At 64.4% G+C, this 24334-nt stretch carries 22 protein-coding genes; 15 read left to right on the forward strand and 7 right to left on the reverse strand.

Going from position 1 to position 24334, the window contains the following annotated elements; genetic code table 11:
* Positions 1 to 176: 176 nt before the first annotated feature.
* Positions 177 to 656, forward strand: coding sequence for a hypothetical protein (locus tag XH81_RS35430; protein WP_244439109.1), 480 nt, complete (start codon positions 177 to 179; stop codon positions 654 to 656).
* 193 nt (positions 657 to 849) lie between these two features.
* Here XH81_RS35430 and XH81_RS35435 read toward each other — a convergent pair whose 3' ends face one another.
* Entirely contained in the window at positions 850 to 1125 is a 276-nt protein-coding gene (locus tag XH81_RS35435) for a DUF3303 domain-containing protein (protein ID WP_018319867.1), read from the reverse strand.
* A 156-nt stretch (positions 1126 to 1281) separates the two neighbouring features.
* Positions 1282 to 1707 carry a YybH family protein gene (locus XH81_RS35440; RefSeq protein WP_028145136.1) on the reverse strand — a complete coding sequence of 142 codons (426 nt, stop codon included), beginning with the start codon at positions 1705 to 1707 and terminating at the stop codon, positions 1282 to 1284.
* 185 nt (positions 1708 to 1892) lie between these two features.
* On the opposite strand from XH81_RS35440, the gene XH81_RS35445 reads away from it, so the two are divergent.
* Positions 1893 to 2687 (forward strand): hypothetical protein, encoded by a 795-nt coding sequence (locus tag XH81_RS35445; RefSeq protein ID WP_162130946.1) that lies wholly within the window; start codon positions 1893 to 1895, stop codon positions 2685 to 2687.
* A gap of 1421 nt (positions 2688 to 4108) precedes the next feature.
* On the opposite strand, the gene XH81_RS35450 is transcribed toward XH81_RS35445, so the two are convergent.
* Entirely contained in the window at positions 4109 to 5284 is a 1176-nt protein-coding gene (locus XH81_RS35450; protein WP_028145133.1) for a patatin-like phospholipase family protein, read from the reverse strand.
* Positions 5285 to 5482: 198 nt separating this feature from the next.
* On the opposite strand from XH81_RS35450, the gene XH81_RS35455 reads away from it, so the two are divergent.
* The 3 genes from XH81_RS35455 (at position 5483) to XH81_RS35465 (ending at position 8791) form a co-directional block, all read left to right on the forward strand.
* Entirely contained in the window at positions 5483 to 6262 is a 780-nt protein-coding gene (locus XH81_RS35455; protein ID WP_028145132.1) for an acetoacetate decarboxylase, read from the forward strand.
* Between the two features lie 111 nt (positions 6263 to 6373).
* Entirely contained in the window at positions 6374 to 7390 is a 1017-nt protein-coding gene (locus XH81_RS35460) for a transporter (RefSeq protein WP_028145131.1), read from the forward strand.
* Positions 7391 to 7420: 30 nt separating this feature from the next.
* Positions 7421 to 8791 carry a carbohydrate porin gene (locus XH81_RS35465; protein ID WP_028145130.1) on the forward strand — a complete coding sequence of 457 codons (1371 nt, stop codon included), beginning with the start codon at positions 7421 to 7423 and terminating at the stop codon, positions 8789 to 8791.
* Here XH81_RS35465 and XH81_RS35470 read toward each other — a convergent pair.
* The 3 genes from XH81_RS35470 to XH81_RS35480 all read right to left on the reverse strand — a co-directional run bounded on the left by XH81_RS35470 (position 8788) and on the right by XH81_RS35480 (position 12321).
* The gene (locus XH81_RS35470; protein ID WP_028145129.1) at positions 8788 to 10083 is read right to left on the reverse strand and encodes an MFS transporter; all 1296 of its coding nucleotides are present in this window, start codon (positions 10081 to 10083) and stop codon (positions 8788 to 8790) included. The genes XH81_RS35465 and XH81_RS35470 overlap by 4 nt on opposite strands.
* Positions 10084 to 10195: 112 nt before the next feature.
* Positions 10196 to 11392, reverse strand: a complete 1197-nt coding sequence (locus XH81_RS35475) for an acetyl-CoA C-acyltransferase (protein WP_028145128.1) — start codon at positions 11390 to 11392, stop codon at positions 10196 to 10198.
* A gap of 158 nt (positions 11393 to 11550) precedes the next feature.
* Positions 11551 to 12321, reverse strand: coding sequence for an enoyl-CoA hydratase (locus tag XH81_RS35480; protein ID WP_028145127.1), 771 nt, complete (start codon positions 12319 to 12321; stop codon positions 11551 to 11553).
* A 152-nt stretch (positions 12322 to 12473) separates the two neighbouring features.
* On the opposite strand from XH81_RS35480, the gene XH81_RS35485 reads away from it, so the two are divergent.
* Positions 12474 to 13007 carry a PaaI family thioesterase gene (locus XH81_RS35485; RefSeq protein ID WP_028145126.1) on the forward strand — a complete coding sequence of 178 codons (534 nt, stop codon included), beginning with the start codon at positions 12474 to 12476 and terminating at the stop codon, positions 13005 to 13007.
* A gap of 64 nt (positions 13008 to 13071) precedes the next feature.
* On the forward strand, positions 13072 to 13689 hold the full coding sequence (locus XH81_RS35490) for a TetR/AcrR family transcriptional regulator (protein ID WP_028145125.1): 618 nt from the start codon (positions 13072 to 13074) through the stop codon (positions 13687 to 13689).
* 103 nt (positions 13690 to 13792) lie between these two features.
* Here the strand turns inward: XH81_RS35490 and XH81_RS35495 are convergent, their stop codons facing one another.
* The gene (locus tag XH81_RS35495; protein ID WP_028145124.1) at positions 13793 to 14707 is read right to left on the reverse strand and encodes a LysR family transcriptional regulator; all 915 of its coding nucleotides are present in this window, start codon (positions 14705 to 14707) and stop codon (positions 13793 to 13795) included.
* Positions 14708 to 14809: 102 nt separating this feature from the next.
* Between XH81_RS35495 and XH81_RS35500 the strand changes: the two genes are divergently transcribed.
* The 8 genes from XH81_RS35500 (at position 14810) to XH81_RS35535 (ending at position 24280) form a co-directional block, all read left to right on the forward strand.
* On the forward strand, positions 14810 to 16306 hold the full coding sequence (locus tag XH81_RS35500) for a CoA-acylating methylmalonate-semialdehyde dehydrogenase (RefSeq protein ID WP_028145123.1): 1497 nt from the start codon (positions 14810 to 14812) through the stop codon (positions 16304 to 16306).
* 156 nt (positions 16307 to 16462) lie between these two features.
* Entirely contained in the window at positions 16463 to 17608 is a 1146-nt protein-coding gene (locus XH81_RS35505) for an isobutyryl-CoA dehydrogenase (RefSeq protein WP_028145122.1), read from the forward strand.
* Positions 17605 to 18672, forward strand: a complete 1068-nt coding sequence (locus XH81_RS35510) for an enoyl-CoA hydratase/isomerase family protein (RefSeq protein WP_028145121.1) — start codon at positions 17605 to 17607, stop codon at positions 18670 to 18672. The genes XH81_RS35505 and XH81_RS35510 overlap by 4 nt, the downstream gene beginning before the upstream one ends.
* 6 nt (positions 18673 to 18678) lie before the next feature.
* Positions 18679 to 19587: a 3-hydroxyisobutyrate dehydrogenase gene (gene mmsB / locus XH81_RS35515; RefSeq protein ID WP_304489545.1), complete on the forward strand. Its 909-nt coding sequence runs from the start codon at positions 18679 to 18681 to the stop codon at positions 19585 to 19587.
* 127 nt (positions 19588 to 19714) lie between these two features.
* Entirely contained in the window at positions 19715 to 21430 is a 1716-nt protein-coding gene (locus XH81_RS35520; protein ID WP_028145120.1) for an AMP-binding protein, read from the forward strand.
* Between the two features lie 129 nt (positions 21431 to 21559).
* Entirely contained in the window at positions 21560 to 22039 is a 480-nt protein-coding gene (locus tag XH81_RS35525) for a MaoC family dehydratase (protein WP_028145119.1), read from the forward strand.
* Positions 22040 to 22145: 106 nt separating this feature from the next.
* Entirely contained in the window at positions 22146 to 23063 is a 918-nt protein-coding gene (locus tag XH81_RS35530; RefSeq protein WP_028145118.1) for an SDR family NAD(P)-dependent oxidoreductase, read from the forward strand.
* Positions 23060 to 24280 carry an NAD(P)/FAD-dependent oxidoreductase gene (locus XH81_RS35535; protein ID WP_080670325.1) on the forward strand — a complete coding sequence of 407 codons (1221 nt, stop codon included), beginning with the start codon at positions 23060 to 23062 and terminating at the stop codon, positions 24278 to 24280. The genes XH81_RS35530 and XH81_RS35535 overlap by 4 nt, the downstream gene beginning before the upstream one ends.
* Positions 24281 to 24334 lie beyond the last annotated feature (54 nt).

The raw sequence follows: 24334 nt of genomic DNA on the forward strand, positions 1-24334 counted from the left end.
GCCGGGAACTTGCCGCGGCGATATCGGCTTCATTACCGGCTGATGTGTCGATCCCGGCAACGTTCAGGCAATCTCTGCAACATTTCTAAACATCTTCGACAACTTCCCGCGGCCATCAGGGCGTAGAACGCGCTCGGACTTTACAGATCAGGATTGGCAGAATGCGATTGAAGGTTTTGGCGGCGCGCATGAGCATTGGCGCGGCCTGGCTCGTGCTCGTCGGCACCGGCCCGCTGCGCGCAGAGCCGGTGTTCGACAGTCTGGCCGGCGCATGGTCGGGCATCGGCACCATGAAGCCGTCGGACGGTCCGCGCGAGAAGGTTCGCTGCAAGGTGGCGTACAACGTCACCAGGCCGGGGCGGTCGTTGACGCTCGACCTGCGCTGCGCAAGCGATGCGTACAAGATGGTCCTGTCCGCGAACATCGAGCAGAGCGGGACGGAACTTTCCGGCAACTGGTTCGAGAGCGAATACCGGCAGGGCGGCAAGGTCTACGGCACCAACAAGGACGGCCTGATTGAGGCGCGAATAGAGGGAAACACAGTGGCCGCACTGGTGACGATCCAGACCAGGAGCAACCGTCAATCCTTTCTGATGGAGGCGCCGGGCTCCTGGATGGCGGAGGTCGCGATCGAATTGAACAAGGACGCGAAGTAGCCGCTCTCCGGAGAGTCCAGGAGACGGCTGGACCCTAGAGCATGATCCGGAAAAGTGCGCAGCGGTTTTCCGAAAAGTTCATGCTCAAGCAATAAACTAAAGCGCGATGACGATTCATCCTAATCTCATCGCGCTTCAGTGGATGAGCTGGTTCAGAAAACCCTTTGCCCGCTTGATGATCAACGCTTGATGATCAACGCTTGGGAAGCGACGCCATCACCTCGCCCGCGTCTCCGTCCTCAAGGCAGGGCGTGACGGTTAACGGGAGCAGGTCAGACCATTGCGCGAGCCAACGATACATGGCTTTTGGATCACTCGATTCAGAGATCGCGAATCCCTGTCCATTCATGCCATGCCAGCGGCCCAGCATCTTGACGCCCTCGGGTGGCGCGCCACCGGTCTCGAGAAAACGGGCGACGGCTGCATTGAAGGTGCCTTGAGGTACGCTCCAGGTGGTTATGAATTTCATGCGATTCTCCCATGACTAGAATTATCGGATGAACGTCGCGGCTGCGCCGCATGCGCACGATAGCGCCTGCTTATCGAATGACAACGGCGAATGAACACGCGCGTCGGTTTGATCCCTCCTGCTTTTTGCGCAAGCGCTGGTTTGAACGTAAGACGGCTACTTGCCGTCGTTCCAGATGTCGGTGGCGAGCTTCCAGTCGTCTCCGACCTTCTCCCAGACGACGACATACTTTCCGGTCACTTCCTGCGGTGTCGACCCCTTGGTCTTCAGGACGAACGTGCCGATCTCACGGGCCGCGGAAGAACCGAGTGGCTTGACATCCACCGTTGTGAGCTTCGGATCGGTCACTTGTTCAGCCATGCTTTTCCACATGACCTCGATGGCTGGTCGACCCTGCACCATCGCGGAGCCCGGCGGGAGCGCGGTCGCATCGGCGCTGTAGAGGGATGCAATCCCGGAAAAATCTCCCTTGTTGAACATCTCTATCCATTTCGCATTGTTCGCTTCGATCTCGGCCTTCTGAGCCAAAGCCGGCGCGCTCAACGCGATCACGATTGCAATCGCCGATGCAATGTTGCGCATGATCATCTCCAGACTCAATGTACGATGCGGACAAAGGGGCAGTCGTCTCGTCTCGAAGTGGATGCATTGAATGGCCCATCCCAGACCGGGACAGACGCAACGGCAATTCCGGAGAATTACCGTCAGCACCATTGACGAAGCTGCGCAGGGGAAAATTGACGGGCAATTGACCTGACGAGTATTCCATGTCGCGGCTCGAACGCTTGACCAGGCGCGCTCTTCGTCCCTGGCGGGCGCGGCCCGAAGGGGTTGGCATTGCCGGCGCAGCGTTCGGCCCGCTGCCTTTCGCAGCAAGCGCCGATTGGACGGGAAGCTATGCAGTCGTCCCCGATCGGCTGCTGCATGCTTTGCATTGTCTGCGGCGCCGTAGCGTTCGCCGTCAAACGACCCTCTTCGCCGGCTTAGTCGATGTTGAATTGCAAGATGGGAGTAACGCCATGACAGGCGAAGAAACGACCATCGTGGCGGGCATCGAAATTCCATCAACCGACCACTTCTTTCTGGCGTTGATCTTCGGGGTGCATATCCCCCTGGGCCTTGCGAGCGTTGCGATCGGCGCAATCGCAATGTTGAGTCAGAAGCGTCGCGGGCGTCATTCTAGGCTTGGAACGATCTATTTCTGGTGTCTGCTGGCGCTCTTCGCGTCCGCGACGTTACTGTCGCTTATGCGCTGGGCCGAAAACTATCACTTGTTCGTTCTCGGTACGTTGTCGTTCGCCTGCGCCTGGATCGGTCGCACTGCGCTCCGGCACCGCTGGCGGTATTGGGTCAGGGTCCATATCGCGGGGATGGGCCTGTCGTATATCCTGATGCTGGTTGCCTTCTACGTGGACAACGGAAAGCAGCTTCCACTTTGGAAGGACCTGCCTCATTTCATGTACTGGCTGATACCTCTGGCCGTTGGTATTCCGCTCATCGTTCGGGCGCTTCTGTGGCCGCCGTTAGCGCCAGCCCGCCCTGATTTCCACCTGATGCGGTAGCTAACGACATTCAATCGACGTCCTACCGCGGCGCCTCCTGCGGTTTGTTTTGGGGCCTTGCGCGGCCGATTTAGGTCTGGAGGTGGCTGACCTCTACCCCAAGCCGAGAGATTGGGACTCGGAAAAAGGCTTGTCCTTCCAGTTCGGGTCACAAAAGGGATCAATGACTTAGCGGGTCCGCAAATCGTATGCCTCGGCTCGGCCCGTCTCAGCAACCGACTGTTGCAAATCGGGGCGCGGCCGAGACAGGAGAAAGGACCGCCGCCAGCTGCTCGGGGACTGTCAACGTCCAGGGGCCGAGGCGGCGGTCCTCAGGCGCGAGAACTTGGGGAGTCCTAGGGCCTGAAGGCAACGATAGCGGCTGCGATGCCGCTCCACCAAGCGGAGAACGATTGCTGCGTATGGAGAATTGTTGCGCATGCGCGAAGATCGGCGTCACTTCGCTTCCTTGTTCAATTCGATCGCGATCTCCGCCATCCAGGAGCCCGGCGCCTCCATCAGGAAGCGACTTGCTCGAAACGATCTGCTGTTGTTCCACCCCGGTGATTGCGAGAGGGACCCGAAGGCCCTTACACCATTGCATCGAATATTCAGTTAGGGTGGCACGCCGCCCGTCGGGCAAAACACCCTGTCAATCCCTCGACGCAAAAACATTCCTATTTACCGAATTTCGGATATGTCGTATCAATGGCTCATCCCGCCCGCCACAAGGGGCGTTTCGCGATCGTCACGAGACGCGGGCCGGGAGGCGGTGGCCGCGACGGCGTCGGCGCGCTGGGCAGGCTGCAGGGCGGGATCCCCGTGAGCAGCTGCACGCGCGATACGACACGGCGCTGACGGCGTCCTTGGTTCGGCCTCGACGGTGAGCGCACGCAAGCCATCGGGGACAGGAACGGGGATGTGCGCGGACGGCAAAATCGTGTGGTCCTGACGCCCGGGGTCTGTGCGTCAAGTGTTGCGGTGATGTTGCGGCTCAACCGGGTCAGCACATCAGTCATCCGCAACGCGACGGGGGCAATAGTGCATCGCTCCCCGGGGAGAGCGCGACATAAGCCGTAAAGCCATCCGCGCAGGGAAGGCCGGTCGCCCGGCTACACCTGTTGTCCAACCCGTGCGCGTCTTGTTCGCACACGGGACCGCGGGTGCCAGCCGGCGCCCGGCCTTCCCTGCGCCCTTTCTGAACAAGAAGGGCAACGACGAGAGCAAAGCTCGGGCGAAATGAGCCGCGAGAATGCGGAAGTGTGTCTTCCGAATGGATCATGTTTATGGGCAGTCTCGTGCCCCGGACGCAGCGCAGCGTCCCTTTGACGGAGCGCTGCAGAGCCGGGGCCCATGATCGCGGCGAACCGTGTAGCTTCTGGGTCCCGGCTTGGCGCAGCAACGCTCAAGGCGTTGCTGCGCGTCCGGGACACAAGCGTCCCTTACGCGCTCTCCGTCTCCCGGTGCACGTCGTGCACGACGAGGCCCATGCCTTCCTCCGGCATCTTGATCCAGTCGCGGCGCTTCAGCGTGCGCTTGGTGTCTTCATAGCCGCTGGTCCAGTGCTCGCGCATCGAGGTGCCCGAGAACTCGTGGTCCTTGGCGTCGCCCTCATAGGCCTTTTGCTGGTAGATCAGATGCAGGATCGCGATCTCCGGCATGTGGCACAGGCTCGTCTTCAGCTTGCGCTCCTCGTCGGACAGTTGCTCGTCCGGCAGCTTCGCCAGCGCCTTGTGGAGCAGGACCTTGAGATTGTGGGTGCGGCGATAGACGTCGGTGTTGTGGCGCGTGCGCGAGGAATACATGATGTCCTTGTGGCGAGCCATCACGTCCTGGATCGAGCGCGGCAGCACGCCGCGCGCGCTGAACAGGTCGACCTGAAACACCAGCGAATTGAGCGCATCCTCCTGGTCGAGCAGGTGTTGCAGCGGCGTGTTGGAGACGATGCCGCCGTCCCAGAAATGATCGGTGCCGATCCGCACCATCGGCAGCGCCGGGGGCAGGGCGCCGGAGGCCATGATGTGCTCCGGCTCGATCTCGTCATGGGAATTGTCGAAATAGATGAAATTGCCCGAAAGCACGTTGACCGCGCCGACCGCGAAGCGGACCTTCTTCTCGTTGATGAGATCGAAGTCGACCAGCTCGAGCAGGCTCTCCTTCAGCGGCATGGTGTCGTAATAGCTGGTCGCGGTGCGCGCGCCGACCGGGCTGAACCAGGGATTCATTTGGTGCGGGGTGAAGAATCCGGGCTGGCCCATCGCCGAGGTCATCCAGGCGCTGGTGAGATTGCGCCACTGGCGGAAGACGTCGCCGTCGGGCGTGTAGTGCCAGATCTTGCGGTTGGTGATGCGCTCCCAGAAGATGCGCAGCGCCTCGAGCCGCTTTTCCGGCTTGTTGCCGGCGATGATGGCGGAGTTGATCGCGCCGATCGAGACACCGCAGACCCAGTCGGGCTCGATGCCGGCCTCGTGCAGCGCCTGATAGACACCGGCCTGGTAGGCGCCGAGCGCGCCGCCGCCCTGCAGCACCAGCGCGATGCGATCGCAGCGTTCGGGCCGCCAGCCCCGCGAGGGCGCCTGATGGCTCTGATATGTCGGATGCGACGTGCGGGCGTCCATGGCGATGCCTCCTGCTTGCGCAAGACGATTGCGTCACGTGGTGACGGCGTGATGACAGGGCGGCACCGATGCATCGCCGGCAACGCAGACCGACCACGCTGCAATGGCAGGGGTCGTGCGCCTGACGGAAAAGCTTCACATCGCAGTCAATGAGGATCGCTAGCAATTGCCGCCGATCAGGAACACAGGAGACCAGCGATGCGAAGCGAAGACGTGCTGAGACTTCCGTCCATGCCCGCGGCGGGGCCGAGCTATCCGGCCGGTCCGTATCGGTTCGTCAACCGCGAATTCCTCGTCATCACCTACGAGACCGACCCGGAGCTGATCCGTGCCGGCCTGCCTGAGCCGTTGCAGCCGATCGACCAGCCGATCGCGCATTACGAGTGGATCAAGATGCCTGACTCCTCCGGCTTCGGCAGCTATACCGAATCCGGCCTCGTCATTCCCGCGCGCCTCAACGGCGAGGACGTCAACTTCGTCTCGCAGATGTATCTCGACGACGATCCGCCGATCGCCGCCGGCCGCGAGATCTGGGGCTTTCCCAAGAAATACGCCCATCCCAAGCTCGAAATCGTCAAGGACACGCTGACGGGCACGCTGGAATATGCCGGCCAGCTCGTCGCCATGGGCACCATGGGCTACAAGCACGAGAGCATGGCCGGCAACGGCGACCTCACCCGCGCCACGCTGTCGAAGACGCAGATCAATCTGAAGATGATCCCGGGCGTCGACGGCCGTCTCGAGGTCTGCCAGCTGGTTGCGATCAACCTCGTCGACATCGTGCCGAAGGGCTCCTGGATGGGGCCGGGCCGGCTGCACCTGGTGCCGCATGTGAATGCGCCGGTCGCCGATTTCCCGGTCCGCCGCTGCCTCGGCGCGCATCATTACATTGCCGATCTGACGCTGCCGTTCGGCCGCGTCGTCCATGACTACATCAGGCAAGCCGAGGCGGCCGCGACCGGGCTGGCGGCGGAATAGGGCGGCATCATCAAACTGTAACACTGGCGTAATTGAGTACCCGCGTGGGGTCCGGAAGATGCCGTCAGCCATCTTCCGAAACGGGGCAGTTGTTGACGGTTGGGGCTATCCATGGCTGAGCCGGCAAAGCTTGCCAGCGCATTATCGAACGCCGAACCCGCCATTCCCGGCCTGGTCTGGGCCTTCCGCCTGCACAGCGACGGCAGTGCCGAGGCGCTGCCGGTCGACCAGCCGATCGAGTTCAGCCATGACGGCCGGCTCTGGCTGCATTTCAACCTGACCGACGCGCGGGCGCGGCCCTGGATCGCGGCGTCGCAGCTGCCGGCGCTTGCACGCGAACTGCTGCTGTCGAGCGACACCTTCCAGCAGCTTCACGTCATCGACCATTGCGTCTATGGTGTGTTCTCCGATCTCGTGCGCGAGATCGACAGCGCGACGGAGGAGACCGCGTTCCTGCGCTTCGCCATGACCGAGCGGCTGCTGGTCTCTGGCCGCCATCAGGCGCTGTGCTCGGCGGACGCCACGCGGCGGGTGCTCGAAGGCGGCTACCGCGTCGACAATGTCGCTCATCTGCTCGAAAAGATCGTCGATGAGGTCGCGGACACGCTGGACCGGATGGCCGACAAGCTCGGCCAGGAGATCGACGATATCGAGGAGCGCATCCTGGCCGATGACGCGAGGCCGGAGATGCGCCGCAATCTCGGCCGGCTCCGCCGCACCTGCGTCCGGCTGCATCGGCAGCTCACCGGATTGCGCACGCTGTTTCACCGTCTCGATCAGAAGAACACCGATCATTTGTCGCCGGCGTTGCGGATCCAGGCCGGCAAGCTCGCGCAGCGGCTCGACGGGCTCGATCACGACATCGTCGAGCTGCGCGAGCGCAGCCGCCTGCTCGAGGAAGAGCTGCGCTTCAAGAACGAGGAGGAGAGCAACCGCCATCTCCACACCCTCTCGATCGTGACCTCGCTGTTGCTGCCGCCGACGCTGGTCACCGGCATCTTCGGCATGAACACCAAGGGCCTGCCGCTGACCGAGGTCGAAAGCGGATTTTTGTGGGCGGCAGTGCTGATGGCCTGCTCGGTTACTGCGGCCTATCTCTTCATGCGGCGCACCGGTATCTTCAAGTAGCGTGTGTCGATCGTGAGTTGGGGGACCCAAATATCCGTGGCGGCCGCGATCGCCCTGGCCTGCACGGCGACGAGCGCGCTCGCCGGTGCCAAGGACGAAAGCGCGGCCGCATGGCTGTTTCCCAAATGGTTCAACGAATGGCACGACGGCCTTGCCAGCAAGGGCCTGAATTTCGGCGCCACCTATATCGCAGACAATATCGCCAACGCCGCCGGCGGCGTGAAGCGTGGCGCCATCCATTTCGGCCGGCTCGATCTGTCGGTCGATGCCGATCTCGACAGACTGGTCGGCTGGACCGGCGGCCGCTTTTACGCCAATGCTCTCGTCATCTACGGCCAGGGGCTCAGCCGCAACTACGTGATGAACCTCGCCACCATCAGCGAGATCGAGGCGCTGCCGGACCAGCGGCTCTACAACGCCTATTTCGAGCAGAGCTTTTTCAATGACCGCCTGAACATCAGGGCCGGCCAGCAGGCCGCCGATGTCGAGTTCTTCGACAGCCAGACCGACGACCTCTTCATCAACGGCACCTTCGGCTGGCCCGCGATCAAGGCGTCCAACCTTCCGGCCGGCGGCCCGGCGCCGCCGATCGCGGTGCCCGGCATTCGCATCAAGGCCGCACTGACCGACAAGATCACCGCGTATGGTGCGGTGTTCAACGGCGATCCGTCCGGGCCCGGCGATGTCGATCCTCAGCTGCGCGATCATCATGGCCTGGCATTCCGCGTCAACGATCCGCCGTGGGTGATCGGGCAGGTCCGCTTCAACTACGACATCGATATCGGCGGCCGTCCGCTCGCCGGCAATTTCACGCCGGGCGCGTGGAAGCACTACGGCTCGTTCGACAGCCAGCGCTTGACGGCGGAGGGGATGTCGATCGCCGATCCCGGCGGCAGCGGCATTCCCGCAAGGCTCAAAGGCAATTACGGCATCTTCGCCGTGATCGAGCAGGTGCTGTATCGTCCGCCTGAGGTGACCGAGACCAGCACGTCGGCCTCGCTCCCCGGCATCACCGCGTTCGGCCGCATCGCCCACAGCCCGCCGGATCGCAATCTGATCGACCTCTATATGGACGGCGGCATCGGCTTCGTCGGCTTCACGCCGGGCCGCCCGCTCGACCGCTTCGGCGTGGCGATGGCCTATATGCGAATCTCGAACAGCGCGCGCCATCTCGACGTCGACACGCAGGTCTTCACCGGCATCCGGAGCCCGGTGCGCAGCAACGAGACACTGATCGAGATGATCTACGAGGCGCACATCAAGCCGGGCTGGCTGATCGCGCCTTACTTTCAATATGTGTTCCGTCCCTCCGGCGGCATCGCGAATCCGAACGATCCGAGCGGTATTTCCAGGATCGGTGACGCCGCGGTGTTCGGCGTCACCACCACGATCCGGTACTAGGCTGAGGCCGCCGCCCGCTGTAGTTTCGGTTGCCGCGACAGCGCCAGCACGATCAACGAGGCGAACACGCAGAGCGCGCCGGCGATGAAGAACGCGGGCAAATAGCTCTCATAGACCGTCCGCGAGAGACCAGCGCCGAACGCCGCGGTGCCGGCGCCGAGCTGATGGCCGGCAAAGATCCAGCCGAACACCAGATTGGCGCGCTCGGGCCCGAATTTCTGCGCGGTGAGACGCACCGTCGGCGGCACCGTCGCGATCCAGTCGAGGCCGTAGAACATCGCGAAGATCGAAAGGCCATAGAACGAGAAGTCGCTGAACGGCAGGAAGATCAGCGAGAGCCCGCGCAGGCCGTAGTACCAGAACAAGAGATAGCGATTGTCGTAGCGGTCCGACAGCCAGCCCGACATGATGGTGCCGAAGAAGTCGAAGATGCCCATGGCTGCGAGCAGGCTCGCGGCCTGCACCTGCGGGATGCCGAAATCGAGGCACATCGGGATCAGGTGAACCTGGACGAGGCCGTTGGTGGAAGCGCCGCAGACGAAGAAGGTCGCAAACAGGATCCAGAATGCAGTCGACTTCGAGGCATCGCGCAGCGTGCCGAGCGCCACGCCCGTGATCGAGCCGTGGCTCACGGGCGGGGTGGGCAGGGGCTCGGTGCCTTCGTCGCCGTACGGGCGCAGGCCGAGATCGCTCGGCCGGTCGCGCATCGCAAGCAGGACGGCCAGCGCAGAGACGCCGAGCATGATGCAGACGAAGCCGAGCGCCAGCCGCCAGCCGTAGCGTTCGGTGAGGCTTGCGAGCAGCGGCAGGAACACGAGCTGGCCGGTGGCGACGCTCGCGGTCATGATGCCGACGACGAGGCCGCGCCGTGCCGCGAACCAGCGCGTGGCAATGGTTGCGCCGAGCACCAGCGCGGTCATGCCGGTGCCGATGCCGATCACCACGCCCCAGAGGGCGACGAGCTGCCAGACCTGAGTCATGCCGAGCGATGCGACCAGCGCCGAGACCACGATCAGCTGTGCCGCCAGCGTGACGTTGCGCAGCCCGTAGCGGTTGAGCAGAGCGGCCGCGAATGGCGCCATCAGTCCGAACAGGATGAAACGGATCGACAGCGCGGAAGAGATCTCCGCCGTGCTCCAGCCGAACTCCTTCTGAAGCGGAACGATGAACACGCCGGGCGCGCCGACCGTGCCGGCGCTGATCAGCGCGGCAAGGAAGGTCACGCCGACCATCACCCAGCCGTAATGGATGTTGCGGCGGGACAATGCTGCCGCGAGCCAGTTCGAGATCATTGGGCCTCAATGTGGGTTGGCGAGCCCCGAGGGACCCGCGTCATCGTTGCAGTCTGGCACAGGAAGGAGAAGTCTGAAATGACAGACTTCCCTTAATTTCGGACACCCGCGCTCAGCGCGCCAGCCGCTCCACCGCGATCGCCGTGGCTTCGCCGCCGCCGATGCAGAGGGCCGCGATACCGCGTTTGAGATTCTGGGCCTCGAGCGCATGCAGCAGCGTCACGATCAGTCGCGCCCCGGTGGCCCCGATGGGATGGCCGAGCGCGCAGGCGCCGCCATTGACGTTCAGCTTGTCGCGGGGAATGCCGAGGTCACGCTGCGCCGCCATCGCCACCACGGCAAAGGCCTCGTTGATCTCGAACAGGTCGACATCGGAGGCAGCCCAGCCGACCTTGTCGAGCAGCTTGCGGATCGCCGGGATCGGCGCCGTGGTGAACCATTGCGGCTCCTGGCTGTGGGTGGCGTGGCCCTTGATCTCCGCGAGAACGGGCAGGCCGCCCCGATCGGCGAGCGACCGCTTCGTCAGCACCAGCGCGGCGGCGCCGTCGGCATTGGCGGAGGACGCGGCCGGCGTGATGGTGCCGTTGGCGCGGAATGCCGGCTTCAGGCCCGGGATCTTCGCCGGATCGACCTTCAATGGATGCTCATCATTGGCGATGATGCGGGGACCGGCCTTTTCCGCGAGCGTGATCGGCGCGATCTCGGCCTTGAACGCGCCGCCCTCGACCGCCTTGCGGGCGCGGCTCAGCGTCTCCATCGCGTAGGCGTCCTGGTCCTTGCGGGTGAACTGGTACGTCTCCGCGGTGGCCTCGCCGAAATCGCCCATCGAGCGACCGGTCTCGTAGGCATCCTCCAGCCCGTCCATCATCATGTGGTCGATGATGCGGTCATGGCCGACGCGATAGCCGCCGCGCGCCTTGGCGAGCAGATAGGGCGCATTGCTCATGCTTTCCATGCCGCCGGAGACGACGATCTCGGCCGAGCCGGCGCGAATGATGTCGTGCGCGAGCATGGTCGCCTTCATGCCGGAGCCGCAGACCTTGTTGACCGTGGTCGCGCCGGTGGCATCGGGCAGCCCGGCCGCGCGCGCCGCCTGGCGGGCGGGTGCCTGGCCCTGTCCGGCCGGCAGCACACAGCCCATGAAGACCTCGTCGACTTTCTCGGGTTCAAGTCTTGCGCGCTCCAGCGCCGCGCCGATCACATGCGATCCGAGCTTGTGGGCGGGGAGCGGCGAGAGCTCGCCCATGAAGCGGCCGAGCGGGGTGCGGGCGGCGGAGAGGATGACGACGGGATCGGCGGCTTCGGCCATGATGGGGCTCCCTGGCGGTGATGTGTAGAATTACGATCATCATATGATGCGGCGCAAAAAATGCAACCGCGGCAGGGATGAGAAAATGTCGTGGGTCGGATGAGATTTGTTGCGGCGCTGTTTCCTCACGCTGCGTCCGGGGCACCGGAGCCTGCATCCTACCGTTTCCTGTTCACAAACGCCTGCATCAGCCGCGTCGGCTCGTCCGTCAGGAACGACTCGCCGAACACCTTGACGCTGAGGTTCACCGACTCCGTCAGCGGCAGTTCCTCCCACTGCCGCAGCAGGGCCTTCTGCGAGCGCAGCGCTTCGGGGCCGCATTCGAGCAATGCTTTCACCAAGTGCTCGATCTCCGCATCCAGGCCGTCTTCGGGCGCCACCTTGTCGACCAGGCCCCAGGCGAACGCCGTCGGCGCGTCGATATTCTCCGCCGTCATCACCAGCCAGCGCGCGCGGGCCCAGCCGATCAGACGGGGCAACAGCGCTGCGTGGATCACCGAGGGGATGCCGACGCGAACCTCCGGCATGCCGAAATGCGCATCATGCGCGGCAATCCGGAAATCGCAGGCGGCGGCGACTTCGAGGCCGCCGCCGAGGCACCAGCCGGGCATGCGCGCGATCACCGGGGCGGGGAAGGCGCGCACGGCCTCGCAGAGATCGCGCAGGCGGCTGATGAAGGCCTCGGCCGATCGTTGGTCGAGCTTGGCCATCTCCTTGATGTCGGCGCCCCCGATCATGCTCTTCTCGCTCTGGCCGCGCAGCACCACGACGCGGATGCTGCGGTCCGAGCTGAGCTGCTGCAGGCCTTCGCGCACGTCGTCGATCACCGGCGAGCCGAGAATATTGAGCGGGCCCGCGTTGCAGATCGCGACATGAACGACGCCGCGCGTATCGCGCGTCACGCCGCAGTGGGGGGTGAGCATTTCCATCGTGGCATCTCGAAGGTTTCGTGGACAGGCGCGAGGCGCGCGGGTCGGTGCCACTTCCGGGCCGAAACGTCCTTGTTGTCAAGCGGGGTGGGGCGAGTTGCAAGGGCGAAGTCCGTGGCATAGTATGACGAGTAACATACAAAAGGGATCCCATGACTGAACCCGACCAACTCGATCTGTTTTCGCCCGCACAGCGTCGCGAGCGCGTGGTGGACTGGCAGGTGCCGGCGCCGGTCGCGAAAGTAGCAATGAGCCTGTCGGGCATGGACGCCATGCTGGGCATTCGCGATGGCCGGCTGCCGCCGCCGCCTTTTGCAAAACTGATCGGCTTCACGGTGGGGGTGGTCGAGCCGGGCCGGATCGTCATGGAACTGGAGCCGCGCGAGGATCTCGAAAATACCATTGGCCTCATCCACGGCGCGACAGCAGCTGCGCTGCTCGATACCGCGATGGGATGCGCGATCTCGACCCGGTTGGAAGCCGGGCAGAGCTCCGTGACGCTCGACCTGAAAATGACCTTCCTGCGTCCGCTCTCGGTTCGCTCAGGCCTGATCTCGGCCGAAGGCAAGGTGATCAAGCTGGGGCGGCAGACCAGCTACGCCGAAGGCTTCGTCCGGGACGGCAAGGGCGCCCTTGCGGTGCACGCAACCGCGACGTTTTCCATGATCGGAAGCAACTTAACATGAATTAATGCACCCTTTTCGTCATTTGCGTGTTATGAGATGACCATCGACATTCAATGAGAACCGCATGCGCTACTCCCGGGAACACAAGCAGGAAACCCACGACCGTATCGTGAAGAGGGCCTCTGTGCGGCTGCGCGAAAAGGGCGCCCATGGCATCGGCGTGGCCGACCTCATGAAGGAGGCGGGCCTGACCCATGGCGGCTTCTACGCGCATTTCGATTCCCGCGAGGCGCTGGTGATCGAGGCGTTCGGTTACGCGATGGACCGCTCGATGGAACACTGGCGCAAGATCACCGACGAGGTTTCGCCGGACAAGCGGCTGGCGATGATCGCGGAGGCCTACCTGTCGGCGTTGCATCGCGACAATCCCGGCCATGGCTGCTCGATCCCGGCGCTCGGTGCCGAGATTGCCCGCGAGAGCCCGAAGGCGCGAAAGGCCTTTGCCGGCAAGCTCGACGAGATGATCGAGGTGCTAGCGGACAACATTCCGAACATGCCGCGCAAGGCCGCACGCAAGCAGGCGGTTGCGACGCTGGCGACGATGGCCGGCACCATGCTGCTGGCGCGCATTGCAGGGTCGAGCGAGCTCTCCGACGAGGTGTTGAAGGTGGGCAGGGACAGTGCGCTGGAGGGCGCGAAGCGCGAACCGAAGGCTGCTGCGCCAAAGAAGGCGAAGAGCTAGCCGAGGTGCCATTGAATGCGTAGGGTGGATTAGCGAAGCGTAATCCACCTCTTCGATTTCCGCGGAGGCAGGCGTGGTGGGTTACGCCTTCGGCTAACCCACCCTACGAAGTGCGTCCCGCAAACAGCGCCCGCTCGCGCTCCACGATCTCCCCGATGTAATCGGCCACCGCCCTGATCCGCGCCAGATCCTTGCTGTCGGCGTGCATCAGCATCCAGAATGTCCGCGTGATCGAGATCTCCTCGGGCAACACCGGAACGAGTTGCGGATAATCGCTCGCCATGAAGTGCGGCAGCACCGCGATGCCGAAGCCCGACAGCGTGGCATTGAGCTGTGCGATCAGATTGGCGCTGCGGAAGCGCGCCGAAATCCGCGGCGACACCTGCGGCAGATAATCGAGTTCCGGCGTGAACAAGAGCTCTTCGATGTAGCCGACGAAGCGGTGTTGCGGCAGATCCTGCCGCGAGGTGATCGCAGGGAAGCGATCGAGATAGCCAGGTGCGGCATAGAGGCCGAGGCGGTAGTCGAGCAGCTTGCGGCCGACAATGCGACCTTCCTTCGGCATGGTCAGGCTGATGGCGATATCGGCCTCGCGCTTGGAGAGACTGAACAGCCGCGCGGTGGCCACAAGTTGCAGATCGAGATCGGGATACCGGTCGGCAAAGGGGGCCAGCCGCGGCGCCAGGAAGGCCGTGCCGAACCCGTCGGGCGCGCCGATCCGCACCGTCCCCGTCAGCCGCGCCACGGAGCCGCCGACCTGCTCCTGGTTGGCAACGATGGTCGATTCCATCGCTTCCGCGCTATCGGCGACGCGCTGGCCGGCCTCGGTGAGGAGGTAGCCGGTCTTGCGCCGGTCGAACAGCTTGGCCGAGAGGTGCTTCTCTAGCCGGTCGACGCGGCGGATCACCGTGGCATGGTCGACCCCGAGCTGTTTTGCCGCAGCCGAAACCGAGCCGCCCCGCACGATGGCCAGCACGAAGCGAAAGTCGTCCCAATCGATAGCGCCTTGATCCAGCATTTTCGCACATCTATGGTGCATTATCTCAGACTTGAATCCTATAAAATGCAGGTCGATAGGATTTGTCAAAGCGTTCAAGCTCGGCCTCAAGGAGATCATTCCATGCGTTCAGTCGGACATTTCATCGGTGGTAAGGAAGTAAAGAGCACCTCTGGCCGCACCGCCGACGTTTTCGAGCCGATGACCGGTGACGTCCAGGCCAAGGTGGCGCTGGCGTCCAAGGCCGAGGTCCGGGCCGCCGTCGAGAACGCCCGCGCAGCACAGCCCGAATGGGCCGCGACCAACCCGCAGCGCCGCGCCCGCGTCATGATGAAATTCGTCGAGCTGGTTCAGCGCGACTACGACAAGCTGGCCGAGCTGCTCGCCCGCGAGCACGGCAAGACCGTCCCCGATGCGAAGGGCGACATCCAGCGCGGCCTCGAGGTCGCCGAGTTCGCCTGCGGCATCCCGCATCTGATGAAGGGCGAATACACCGAAGGCGCCGGCCCCGGCATCGACATCTATTCGATGCGCCAGGCACTCGGTGTCGTCGCCGGCATCACGCCGTTCAATTTCCCGGCGATGATCCCGATGTGGAAGTTCGCGCCCGCGATCGCCTGCGGCAACGCCTTCATCCTCAAGCCCTCCGAGCGCGATCCCGGCGTGCCGATGCTGCTCGCCGAACTCATGATCGAGGCCGGCCTGCCGGCCGGCATCCTCAACGTCGTCAACGGCGACAAGGAGGCGGTAGACGCCATCCTCGACGACCCCGATATCAAGGCCGTCGGCTTCGTCGGCTCCACGCCGATCGCGCAGTACATCTATGAGCGCGCAGCTCAAACGGGCAAGCGCTGCCAGTGTTTCGGCGGCGCCAAGAACCACGCCATCATCATGCCGGATGCCGACATGGACCAGGCGGTCGATGCGCTGATCGGCGCGGGCTACGGCTCGGCCGGCGAGCGCTGCATGGCTGTCTCCGTCGCGGTCCCCGTCGGCAAGTCCACTGCCGACCGTCTCATGGAAAAGCTGATCCCGCGCGTCGAGTCGCTCAAGATTGGCACCTCGATCGATCCGTCCGCCGATTACGGCCCGCTGGTGACGCGCGAGGCGGTCGAGAAGGTCAAGGGCTACATCGACATCGGCATCAAGGAAGGCGCGACGCTCGCCGTCGATGGCCGCGGCTTCAAGATGCAGGGCTACGAGAACGGCTTCTATCTCGGCGGCTCGCTGTTCGACAACGTCACCAAGGATATGCGGATCTACAAGGAAGAGATCTTCGGCCCGGTGCTCTCGGTCGTGCGCGCGCACGATTACAAGGAAGCGCTGGCGCTGCCGTCCGAGCATGACTACGGCAACGGCGTTGCCATCTTCACCCGCGACGGTGACGCCGCCCGCGACTTCGCAGCCAAGGTCAATGTCGGCATGGTCGGCATCAACGTGCCGATCCCGGTGCCGATTGCCTATTACACCTTCGGCGGCTGGAAGAAGTCGGGTTTTGGCGATCTCAACCAGCACGGTCCGGACTCGGTCCGCTTCTACACCAAGACCAAGACGGTGACCTCGCGCTGGCCGTCCGGCGTCAAGGAAGGTGCGGAGTTCTCGATCCCGCTGATGAAGTAGGGCTGTTGCCCGGCCCGTCATTGCGAGGAGCGTAGCGACGAAGCAATCCAGAGTCTTTCCGCGGAGGCAGCCTGGATTGCTTCCGCCTTCGCCAAAGGCTTCGGCGGACACGTCGCTGCGCTCACAATGACGATGGGGCAAGAGGGTAACGGCAGCATGCAGTTCGCTCTGAACGAGGATCAGATCGCGGTTCGCGACATGGCGTTGGCGTTTGCGGCGGAGAAGATCGCGCCGCACGCGCTGCGCTGGGACGAGGAGAAGCACTTCCCCGTCGACGTGATGCGCGAGGCCGCCACGCTCGGCATGGGCGGCATCTACATCCGTGAGGATGTCGGGGGATCCGCGATGACGCGGTTCGACGCGGCGCTGATCTTCGAGGCGTTGGCGACGGGCTGCCCGACCACCTCCGCCTTCATCTCGATCCACAACATGGCGAGCTGGATGATCGATGCCTTCGGCAGCGACACCCAGCGTCATACATGGCTGCCAAAGCTCTGCTCGATGGAGCTGATCGCCAGCTACTGCCTGACCGAGCCGGGCGCGGGCTCGGATGCCGCGGCGCTCCGCACCCGCGCGGTGCGCGATGGCGATCACTACGTTCTCAACGGCCAGAAGCAGTTCATCTCCGGTGCCGGCGGTACTGATCTGCTGGTCGCGATGGTGCGCACCGGCGGCGATGGCCCGGGCGGCATCTCGACCCTCGTCATCGACGGCAAGACGCCGGGCGTCTCCTTCGGCGCCAATGAGCGCAAGATGGGCTGGAACGCGCAGCCGACCCGCGCCGTGATGTTCGAGAACGCCCGCGTGCCTGTTACCAACCGCCTCGGCGGGGAGGGCATCGGCTTCAAGATCGCGATGGCCGGTCTCGATGGGGGCCGCCTCAACATCACCGCGTGCTCGCTGGGCGGCGCGCAAACCGCGCTCGACAAGGCGCGCGCCTACATGAAGGAGCGCAAGGCCTTCGGAAAGCGTCTCGACGAATTCCAGGCGCTGCAATTCCGTCTCGCCGACATGGCGATCGAGCTCGAGGCCGCGCGCACCTTCCTGTGGCGCGCCGCCGCGGCGTTGGACCGGAAGGACCCCGATGCCACCATGCTATGCGCGATGGCAAAGCGCTTCGGCACCGATGTCGGCTTCGAGGTCGCCAACCATGCGCTGCAGCTTCACGGCGGCTACGGGTACTTGAGCGAATATGGGATCGAGAAGATCGTGCGCGATCTGCGCGTGCACCAGATCCTCGAAGGCACCAATGAAATCATGCGGCTCATCGTGGCGCGCAAACTGATCGAGGGCGCGCGATGAGTTCGGTGGAAGAGGGCGATCTGGTCGCGCGCGTCGAGGGCGCGGCCGGGGTGATCAGGCTCAATCGTCCCAAGGCCATCAACGCCGTCACGCTGGAAATGTTTCGCGACATCGACAAAGCGCTCGATCGCTTCGAGGCCGATTCCGCCGTCGCCGTGATCGTGCTGGAAGGTGCCGGGGAGCGCGGCCTCTGTGCCGGCGGCGACATCCGCACGCTCTGGGAGAGCTCGAAGGTCAACGGCGACCTCGGCAAGATCCTCTGGCGCGAGGAATACATCCTCAACGCCCGGATCAAGAAATTCCCCAAACCGTATATCGCCTTCATGGACGGCATCGTGATGGGCGGCGGCGTCGGGCTCTCCGCCCATGCCAGCCATCGCATCGTCACCGATCGCACCAAGCTCGCGATGCCCGAAGTCGGGCTCGGCTTCTTTCCTGACGTCGGCGGCACCTTTCTGTTGTCGCGCTCGCCGGGCGAGATCGGCACTTACTTCGGCCTGACCGGCCAGACCATGAACGGACCCGACGCGATCCACGCCAAATTCGCCGACGCCGTGGTGCCGACGGCCAAATGGCCGGAGCTGCGCGAGGCGCTGACCAAGGTTCGTCCAGGCGTAACTGCGGCCGATATTGGCAAGCTCATCAACGGCTTTGCGACGGGCGAGACCGCGGGACCGGTCGCGGCAAAAGAGCCTGCTATCGACGCATTGTTCGGCTTCGACCGGATGGAAGATATCTTTGCCGCTCTGAAACGTGACGGCTCGGAGTTCGCGCTGGCCACGCTGAAGACGCTCAACGAAAAATCACCGCGCGGCATGGTGGTGACGCTGAAATTGTTGCGACTGGCGCGCACCGCGTCGAGCCTGGAGGAATGCCTGGTGCGCGAGTACCGTGCCGCGCTCGAGGTGTTCCGCAGCGATGATTTTCGCGAGGGCGTGCGCGCGGCCGTGATCGACAAGGACCGCAATCCGATCTGGTCGCCGCCGCGGATCGAGGATGTGACGCCAGAGATGCTTGCGCCGTATCTCGCCGAGATCGGCGCCGACGAGCTGAAGTTCAACTAATCAACGATTGAAGCGGAGGAGACGACAATGGCCACGATCGCATTCATTGGTCTGGGCAACATGGGCGGCCCGATGGCCGCCAACCTCGTGAAGGCCGGCCACAAGGTGGTGGCGTTCGATCTCGTCGAAGCCTCGCGCAATCAGGCCAAGGCCGACGGCGCCGGCATCGCCGACAGCGCCGCGGGCGCGGTAAAGGGCGCCGATGTCGTCGTCACAATGCTGCCGGCCGGCAAGCATGTGCTCGGCGTCTGGAACGAAATCCTTCCCGCGATGACCAAGGGTGCGCTGGTCATCGATAGCTCCACCATCGACGTCGAGAGTGCGAGGCAGGCGCATGCGCTCGCCGGCAAGCACGGCGTGCTCTCGGTGGATGCGCCGGTCTCCGGCGGCACCGGCGGCGCCAAGGGCGCGACGCTCACCTTCATGTGCGGCGGCGAGGAGAGTGCATTCGCGGCGGCAAAGCCCGTGCTGGAGAACATGGGCAAGAAGATCGTGCATTGCGGCGGCGCCGGCGCAGGGCAGGCGGCCAAGATCTGCAACAACATGATCCTCGGCATTTCCATGATCGCGGTGAGCGAAGCTTTCGCACTCGGCGAGAAGCTCGGGCTCTCGCATCAGGCGCTGTTCGACGTTGCCTCGACCTCGTCCGGCCAGTGCTGGTCGCTGACGACCTATTGCCCGGTGCCGGGTCCGGTGCCGACTTCGCCCGCGAACAACGACTACAAGCCGGGCTTTGCCTCGGCGCTGATGGTGAAGGATCTGACGCTGGCGCAGGACGCCGCGAAGGCTGCGGGCGCGGCCACCCCGCTCGGCAAGCATGCGCAGGAGATCTATCAGTCTTTCGACGCAGCCGGGCAAGGTGGGGTGGATTTTTCCGGAATTATCAAGCACGTTCGCAGCCTCGCTGGAAAATAGCGAGGCTTCGTTGCCCGGATGGAGCGAAGCGAAATCCGGGTCAGCTGCTTCAATGGCGTAGCCGGCCCCGGATTGCGCTTCGCTCCATCCGGGTTACGTTCGAAGATCATTTCGACAGGCCCGGAACATGACGACATTTCAGGACGCGCGCGCGTTTCTGCTCAAGCACCGCACGGATTACGAGACAGCGGTCAAAGGCTTCCGCTGGCCGGATCCGGTTCCCTTCAACTGGGCGCTCGACTGGTTCGACGAACTGGCGAAGGACGCCGAAGCCAAGGACCGGCCCGCGCTCTGGATCGTCGACGCCGCGCAGGACCGGCAGACAAAACTGTCCTTCGCGGCGCTCTCGAAGCGCTCGAACCAGGTGGCGAACTTCCTCCGCGCGCAGGGCCTGAACCGCGGCGATCATCTTCTGCTGCTGCTCGGCAATGTGGTTCCGCTGTGGGAGACGATGCTGGCGGCGATGAAGCTCGGCGTCGTCGTGATCCCCGCGACCACGCTGCTCACCGCGGACGAGCTGCGCGATCGCCTCGATCGCGGCAAGGCCAAGGCGGTGATCGCCGCCGAGGATCAGGTCGCGAAGTTCGCAAACCTTGGTGCCGAGAACATCGTTCGCATCGTGGTCGGCACGGCTCACGACGGATGGCTCTCCTATGATGAGGCCGCAAAGGCCCCGGAGAGTTTTAGCGCCGACGGCCCGACTAATGCCGACGATCCGATGCTGCTCTATTTCACATCGGGCACGACGGCGAAGCCGAAACTCGTGCTGCACAGCCAGCGCAGCTATCCGGTCGGCCATCTGTCGACCATGTACTGGATCGGGCTGAAGCCGGGTGACGTCCATCTCAATATTTCCTCGCCCGGCTGGGCCAAGCATGCCTGGAGCTGCTTCTTCGCGCCGTGGAATGCGGGCGCCACCGTGTTCGTGGTCAACCAGCCGCGCTTCGATGCTAAGGGCCTGCTCGCCACCATCGGCCGCTGTGGCGTCACCACGCTGTGCGCGCCGCCGACGGTGTGGCGGCTGTTCATCCAGGAGAACCTTGCCTCCTTCAAGGTGAGCTTGCGCGAGGTCTGCGGCGCCGGCGAGCCGCTCAACCCGGAAGTGATCGATCGGGTGCAGTCCGCCTGGGGGCTCACCATCCGCGACGGCTACGGCCAGACCGAAACCACCGCGCTCGCCGGCAACTCGCCGGGCCAGAAGATCAAGATCGGCTCGATGGGCCGGCCGCTGCCGGGCTATCGCGTGCAGATCAGCGATGCTGACGGCCATCCCGCCAGGGAAGGCGAAGTTACACTGGTGCTCGGCGCCGAGCGCCCCGCCGGGCTGATGCAGGGCTATCAGAGCGACGACGGCAAGCTCTCCGGCGCCGAGGGCGAGCTCTATCGCAGCGGCGATGTCGTGTTCGAAGACGACGAGGGCTATCTTACTTTTGTCGGCCGCTCCGACGACGTGTTCAAGTCGTCGGATTACCGGATCAGTCCGTTCGAGTTGGAGAGCGTGTTGCTCGAGCATGAGCTGGTCGCAGAAGCCGCGGTGGTGCCGAGCCCGGATCCGATCCGGCTCGCGATCCCCAAGGCGTTCGTGCTGCTGACCTCGGGCGCGGAGCGGACGCCTGAGACCGCGCTGTCGATCTTCCAGCACCTGCACACGCGGCTCGCCCCGTTCAAGCGCATCCGTCGCCTCGAAATCGTCACCGAGCTGCCGAAGACGATCTCTGGAAAAATCCGCCGGGTGCAGCTACGCAGGCTGGAGCGCGACGATGATCGCAACGATCCGCTGCGCGGCCGGGAATTCCGTGAGGAGGATTTTCCGGAACTGCCGAAAACACGGAGTGAGACCTAAGTAGGCTTGTCATTCCGAGGCGATGCGTAGCATCGAACCCGGAATCCATCTTGCAACAGACGCCGTGGCGCGATGGATTCCGGGCTCGCGCTTCGCGCGCCCCGGAATGACGGCATTTGGAGTTGCTAAATGAACGAAGTCTGGAAGAAGCCGCCGATTTCCTTGGAAGCCTATCAGGCCATGGTCGGCAAGGAGATCGGCGTGTCCTCATGGCACCTGATCGATCAGCCGCGCATCGACACCTATGCCGATGTGATCGAAGATCATCAGTTCATCCATGTCGACCCTGAACGGGCCAAGAAGGAGACCGCCTTCGGCACCACCATCGCGCACGGCTTCCTGACGATGTCGCTGCTGTCGATCATGTCCTATGAGGTGATGCCCGTGATCGCGGGCACCACGATGGGCGTCAATTACGGTTTCGACAAGCTGCGCTTCATCTCGCCGGTGCGTTCCGGCAAGCGCGTCCGCGGCCGTTTCGTGCTGGCCGAAGCCAAGCTCCGCAAGCCCAACGAGCTGCAGTCCCGCACCAACGTCACCGTGGAGATCGAAGGCGAGGACAAGCCGGCGCTGGTCGCGGAGTGGCTGGGTCTGATCTATTTCGCGTAGGGCGGCCGGGCTTGACCCGGCCAGCCATCGCTGCTCAAAAGCCTGTCAATTTGATGGATGGCCGGGTCGAGCCCGCCCATGACGACTAGCATGTAGGAAAGCACTCATGGCAATCAGGTTCGACGGACGCGTCGCCATCGTCACCGGCGCGGGCAATGGTCTGGGGCGTGCGCATGCGCTGGGACTGGCCAGCCGCGGCGCCAAGGTCGTCGTCAACGATTTCGGCGGCGCGCGTGACGGCACCGGTGGCTCGCTGTCGCCGGCCGAGACCGTGGTCGAGGAAATCCGCAAAGCCGGTGGCACCGCGATGGCGGATGGCGCCGACGTCTCGAATTTCGAACAGGTCACCGCCATGGTCGAGCGCGCCACCAAGGAATGGGGCAGCGTCGATCTCTTGTGCGCCAATGCCGGCATTTTGCGCGACAAGTCGTTCGGCAAGATGGAAGCGGCCGACTTCCAGAAAGTGCTCGACGTGCATCTGGTCGGCACCTTCTATTGCTGCAAGGCGGCCTGGGCCGGCATGCGCGACCGCAATTACGGCCGCATCGTGCTGACGACGTCGTCCTCCGGCCTCTACGGCAATTTCGGCCAGGCCAATTACGGCGCGGCCAAGTCCGGCATGGTCGGCCTGATGAACGTGCTCGCCGAGGAAGGCCGCAAGTCCGACATCCGCGTCAACATCATCTCGCCGACGGCGGCGACGCGCATGACGGAAGAGCTGCTGCCGCCGCAGGCGCTGCAATTGATGAAGCCGAACGCGATCACGCCCGCGGTCGAGTACATGCTCAGCGAAGACGCTCCGACCCGTACCATCATGGGCGCCGGTGCTGGCTCCTTCGCGGTGATCAAGATCGTGGAGAGCGAGGGCATCAACCTGCCGGAGACCGAATGGACGCCGGACGCGGTGGCCGCGCATTTCGCGGAGATCAGCGACATGTCGAAAGCCAAGGCGCTGACCGGGGCGTTCGAGCAGACGCAGAAATACGTGGCGCAGGCCGCGGCGCGGGCGGGGATCAAGCTCTGACCGACGTCGCCGTCATCGGGGCCGGTCCCGCCGGGCTGATGGCGGCGGAGGTGCAGGCGCAGGGCGGCGCGCGCGTCACCGTGTACGACGCGATGCCGTCCGCGGGCCGAAAATTCCTGATGGCCGGCCGCGGCGGGCTCAATCTCACCCACAGCGAACCGCTGTCGGAATTCATGGCGCGCTATCGCGAGGCGGCCCCGAAGCTGCAGGCGGCGATCGAGGCGTTTTCGCCTGAGGCGTTGCGCGCGTGGAGCGAAGCCCTGGGTGAGCCGACCTTCGTCGGCACCAGCGGGCGGGTGTTTCCAAAAGCGTTCAAGGCCTCGCCCTTGCTGCGCGCGTGGCTCCGGCGGCTCGATGCGAGCGGCGTGCGGTTTGCCTTTCGTCATCGCTGGACCGGCTGGGATGACGAGGGGCGGCTGGTGTTTCGAGCGCCCGATGGCGTGGCGGTCGTCACTGCCAACGCCACCGTGCTCGCGCTCGGCGGCGCGAGCTGGCCGCGGCTGGGGTCGGATGGCAGCTGGGCCGACATCCTCGCCGCGAAGGGCGTTGCCATCTCAAAGCTCCGGCCGGCCAATTCCGGCTTCACGGTCGCCTGGTCCGATGTGTTCCGCGATCGTTTCGAGGGCCAGCCGCTCAAGGGCGTGGCGCTGACGATCGGCGCGCATACGGTGCGGGGCGAAGCCATGATCACGCGTAGCGGCATCGAAGGCGGCGCGATCTACGCGCTGTCGGCGGAGTTGCGGGAGGCGGTGCTCAGTCTCGGGCAGGCGACGCTTTTGATCGCATTGCGGCCGGACCTCGACGCCGCCGCCCTGACCACGCGGCTATCAGGGACACGCGGCAAGCAATCGCTCGCGAACTTCCTGCGCAAGGCGGCGCAATTGTCGCCGGTCGGAATCGGCCTGATGCAGGAGGCCGCCATCGTGTCCGGCCGGCCACTGGCCGCGTTCTCGCCCGCCGAGCTTGCGCAGCTGATCAACGCCATTCCGGTGCAGCTCACCGGCGTTGCCCCGATCGATCGCGCGATCTCGACTGCGGGCGGGATCACCTTCGATGAGCTCGACGGCCGCTTCATGCTGCGAAAATTGCCCGGCATGTTCGCCGCCGGCGAGATGCTGGAGTGGGAGGCGCCGACCGGCGGCTATCTGCTGCAGGCCTCGTTCGCGACGGGAGCCGCCGCGGGCAGAGGCGTGCTGGCGTGGCTCGCCAGGTCGTAGGGTGGGTTAGCGAAGCGTAACCCACCACGTCTGTATCTGCATCGAGAGGAGTGG

The sequence above is a fragment of the Bradyrhizobium sp. CCBAU 25360 genome, from assembly GCF_028128695.1.
GTDB lineage: Bacteria > Pseudomonadota > Alphaproteobacteria > Rhizobiales > Xanthobacteraceae > Bradyrhizobium > Bradyrhizobium ottawaense.

Coding starts and splice junctions, on each gene's coding strand:
- XH81_RS35450 (WP_028145133.1), bottom strand. CDS start 5,284: ATGGACGCCCGCACGTCGCATCCGACATATCAGAGCCATCAGGCGCCC.
- XH81_RS35505 (WP_028145122.1), top strand. CDS start 16,463: ATGCAGTTCGCTCTGAACGAGGATCAGATCGCGGTTCGCGACATGGCG.
- XH81_RS35475 (WP_028145128.1), bottom strand. CDS start 11,392: ATGGCCGAAGCCGCCGATCCCGTCGTCATCCTCTCCGCCGCCCGCACC.
- XH81_RS35525 (WP_028145119.1), top strand. CDS start 21,560: ATGAACGAAGTCTGGAAGAAGCCGCCGATTTCCTTGGAAGCCTATCAG.
- XH81_RS35440 (WP_028145136.1), bottom strand. CDS start 1,707: ATGCGCAACATTGCATCGGCGATTGCAATCGTGATCGCGTTGAGCGCG.
- XH81_RS35445 (WP_162130946.1), top strand. CDS start 1,893: ATGTCGCGGCTCGAACGCTTGACCAGGCGCGCTCTTCGTCCCTGGCGG.
- XH81_RS35520 (WP_028145120.1), top strand. CDS start 19,715: ATGACGACATTTCAGGACGCGCGCGCGTTTCTGCTCAAGCACCGCACG.
- XH81_RS35455 (WP_028145132.1), top strand. CDS start 5,483: ATGCGAAGCGAAGACGTGCTGAGACTTCCGTCCATGCCCGCGGCGGGG.
- XH81_RS35480 (WP_028145127.1), bottom strand. CDS start 12,321: ATGGAAATGCTCACCCCCCACTGCGGCGTGACGCGCGATACGCGCGGC.
- XH81_RS35510 (WP_028145121.1), top strand. CDS start 17,605: ATGAGTTCGGTGGAAGAGGGCGATCTGGTCGCGCGCGTCGAGGGCGCG.
- XH81_RS35495 (WP_028145124.1), bottom strand. CDS start 14,707: ATGCTGGATCAAGGCGCTATCGATTGGGACGACTTTCGCTTCGTGCTG.
- XH81_RS35470 (WP_028145129.1), bottom strand. CDS start 10,083: ATGATCTCGAACTGGCTCGCGGCAGCATTGTCCCGCCGCAACATCCAT.
- XH81_RS35460 (WP_028145131.1), top strand. CDS start 6,374: ATGGCTGAGCCGGCAAAGCTTGCCAGCGCATTATCGAACGCCGAACCC.
- XH81_RS35490 (WP_028145125.1), top strand. CDS start 13,072: ATGCGCTACTCCCGGGAACACAAGCAGGAAACCCACGACCGTATCGTG.
- XH81_RS35500 (WP_028145123.1), top strand. CDS start 14,810: ATGCGTTCAGTCGGACATTTCATCGGTGGTAAGGAAGTAAAGAGCACC.
- XH81_RS35485 (WP_028145126.1), top strand. CDS start 12,474: ATGACTGAACCCGACCAACTCGATCTGTTTTCGCCCGCACAGCGTCGC.
- XH81_RS35530 (WP_028145118.1), top strand. CDS start 22,146: ATGGCAATCAGGTTCGACGGACGCGTCGCCATCGTCACCGGCGCGGGC.
- XH81_RS35435 (WP_018319867.1), bottom strand. CDS start 1,125: ATGAAATTCATAACCACCTGGAGCGTACCTCAAGGCACCTTCAATGCA.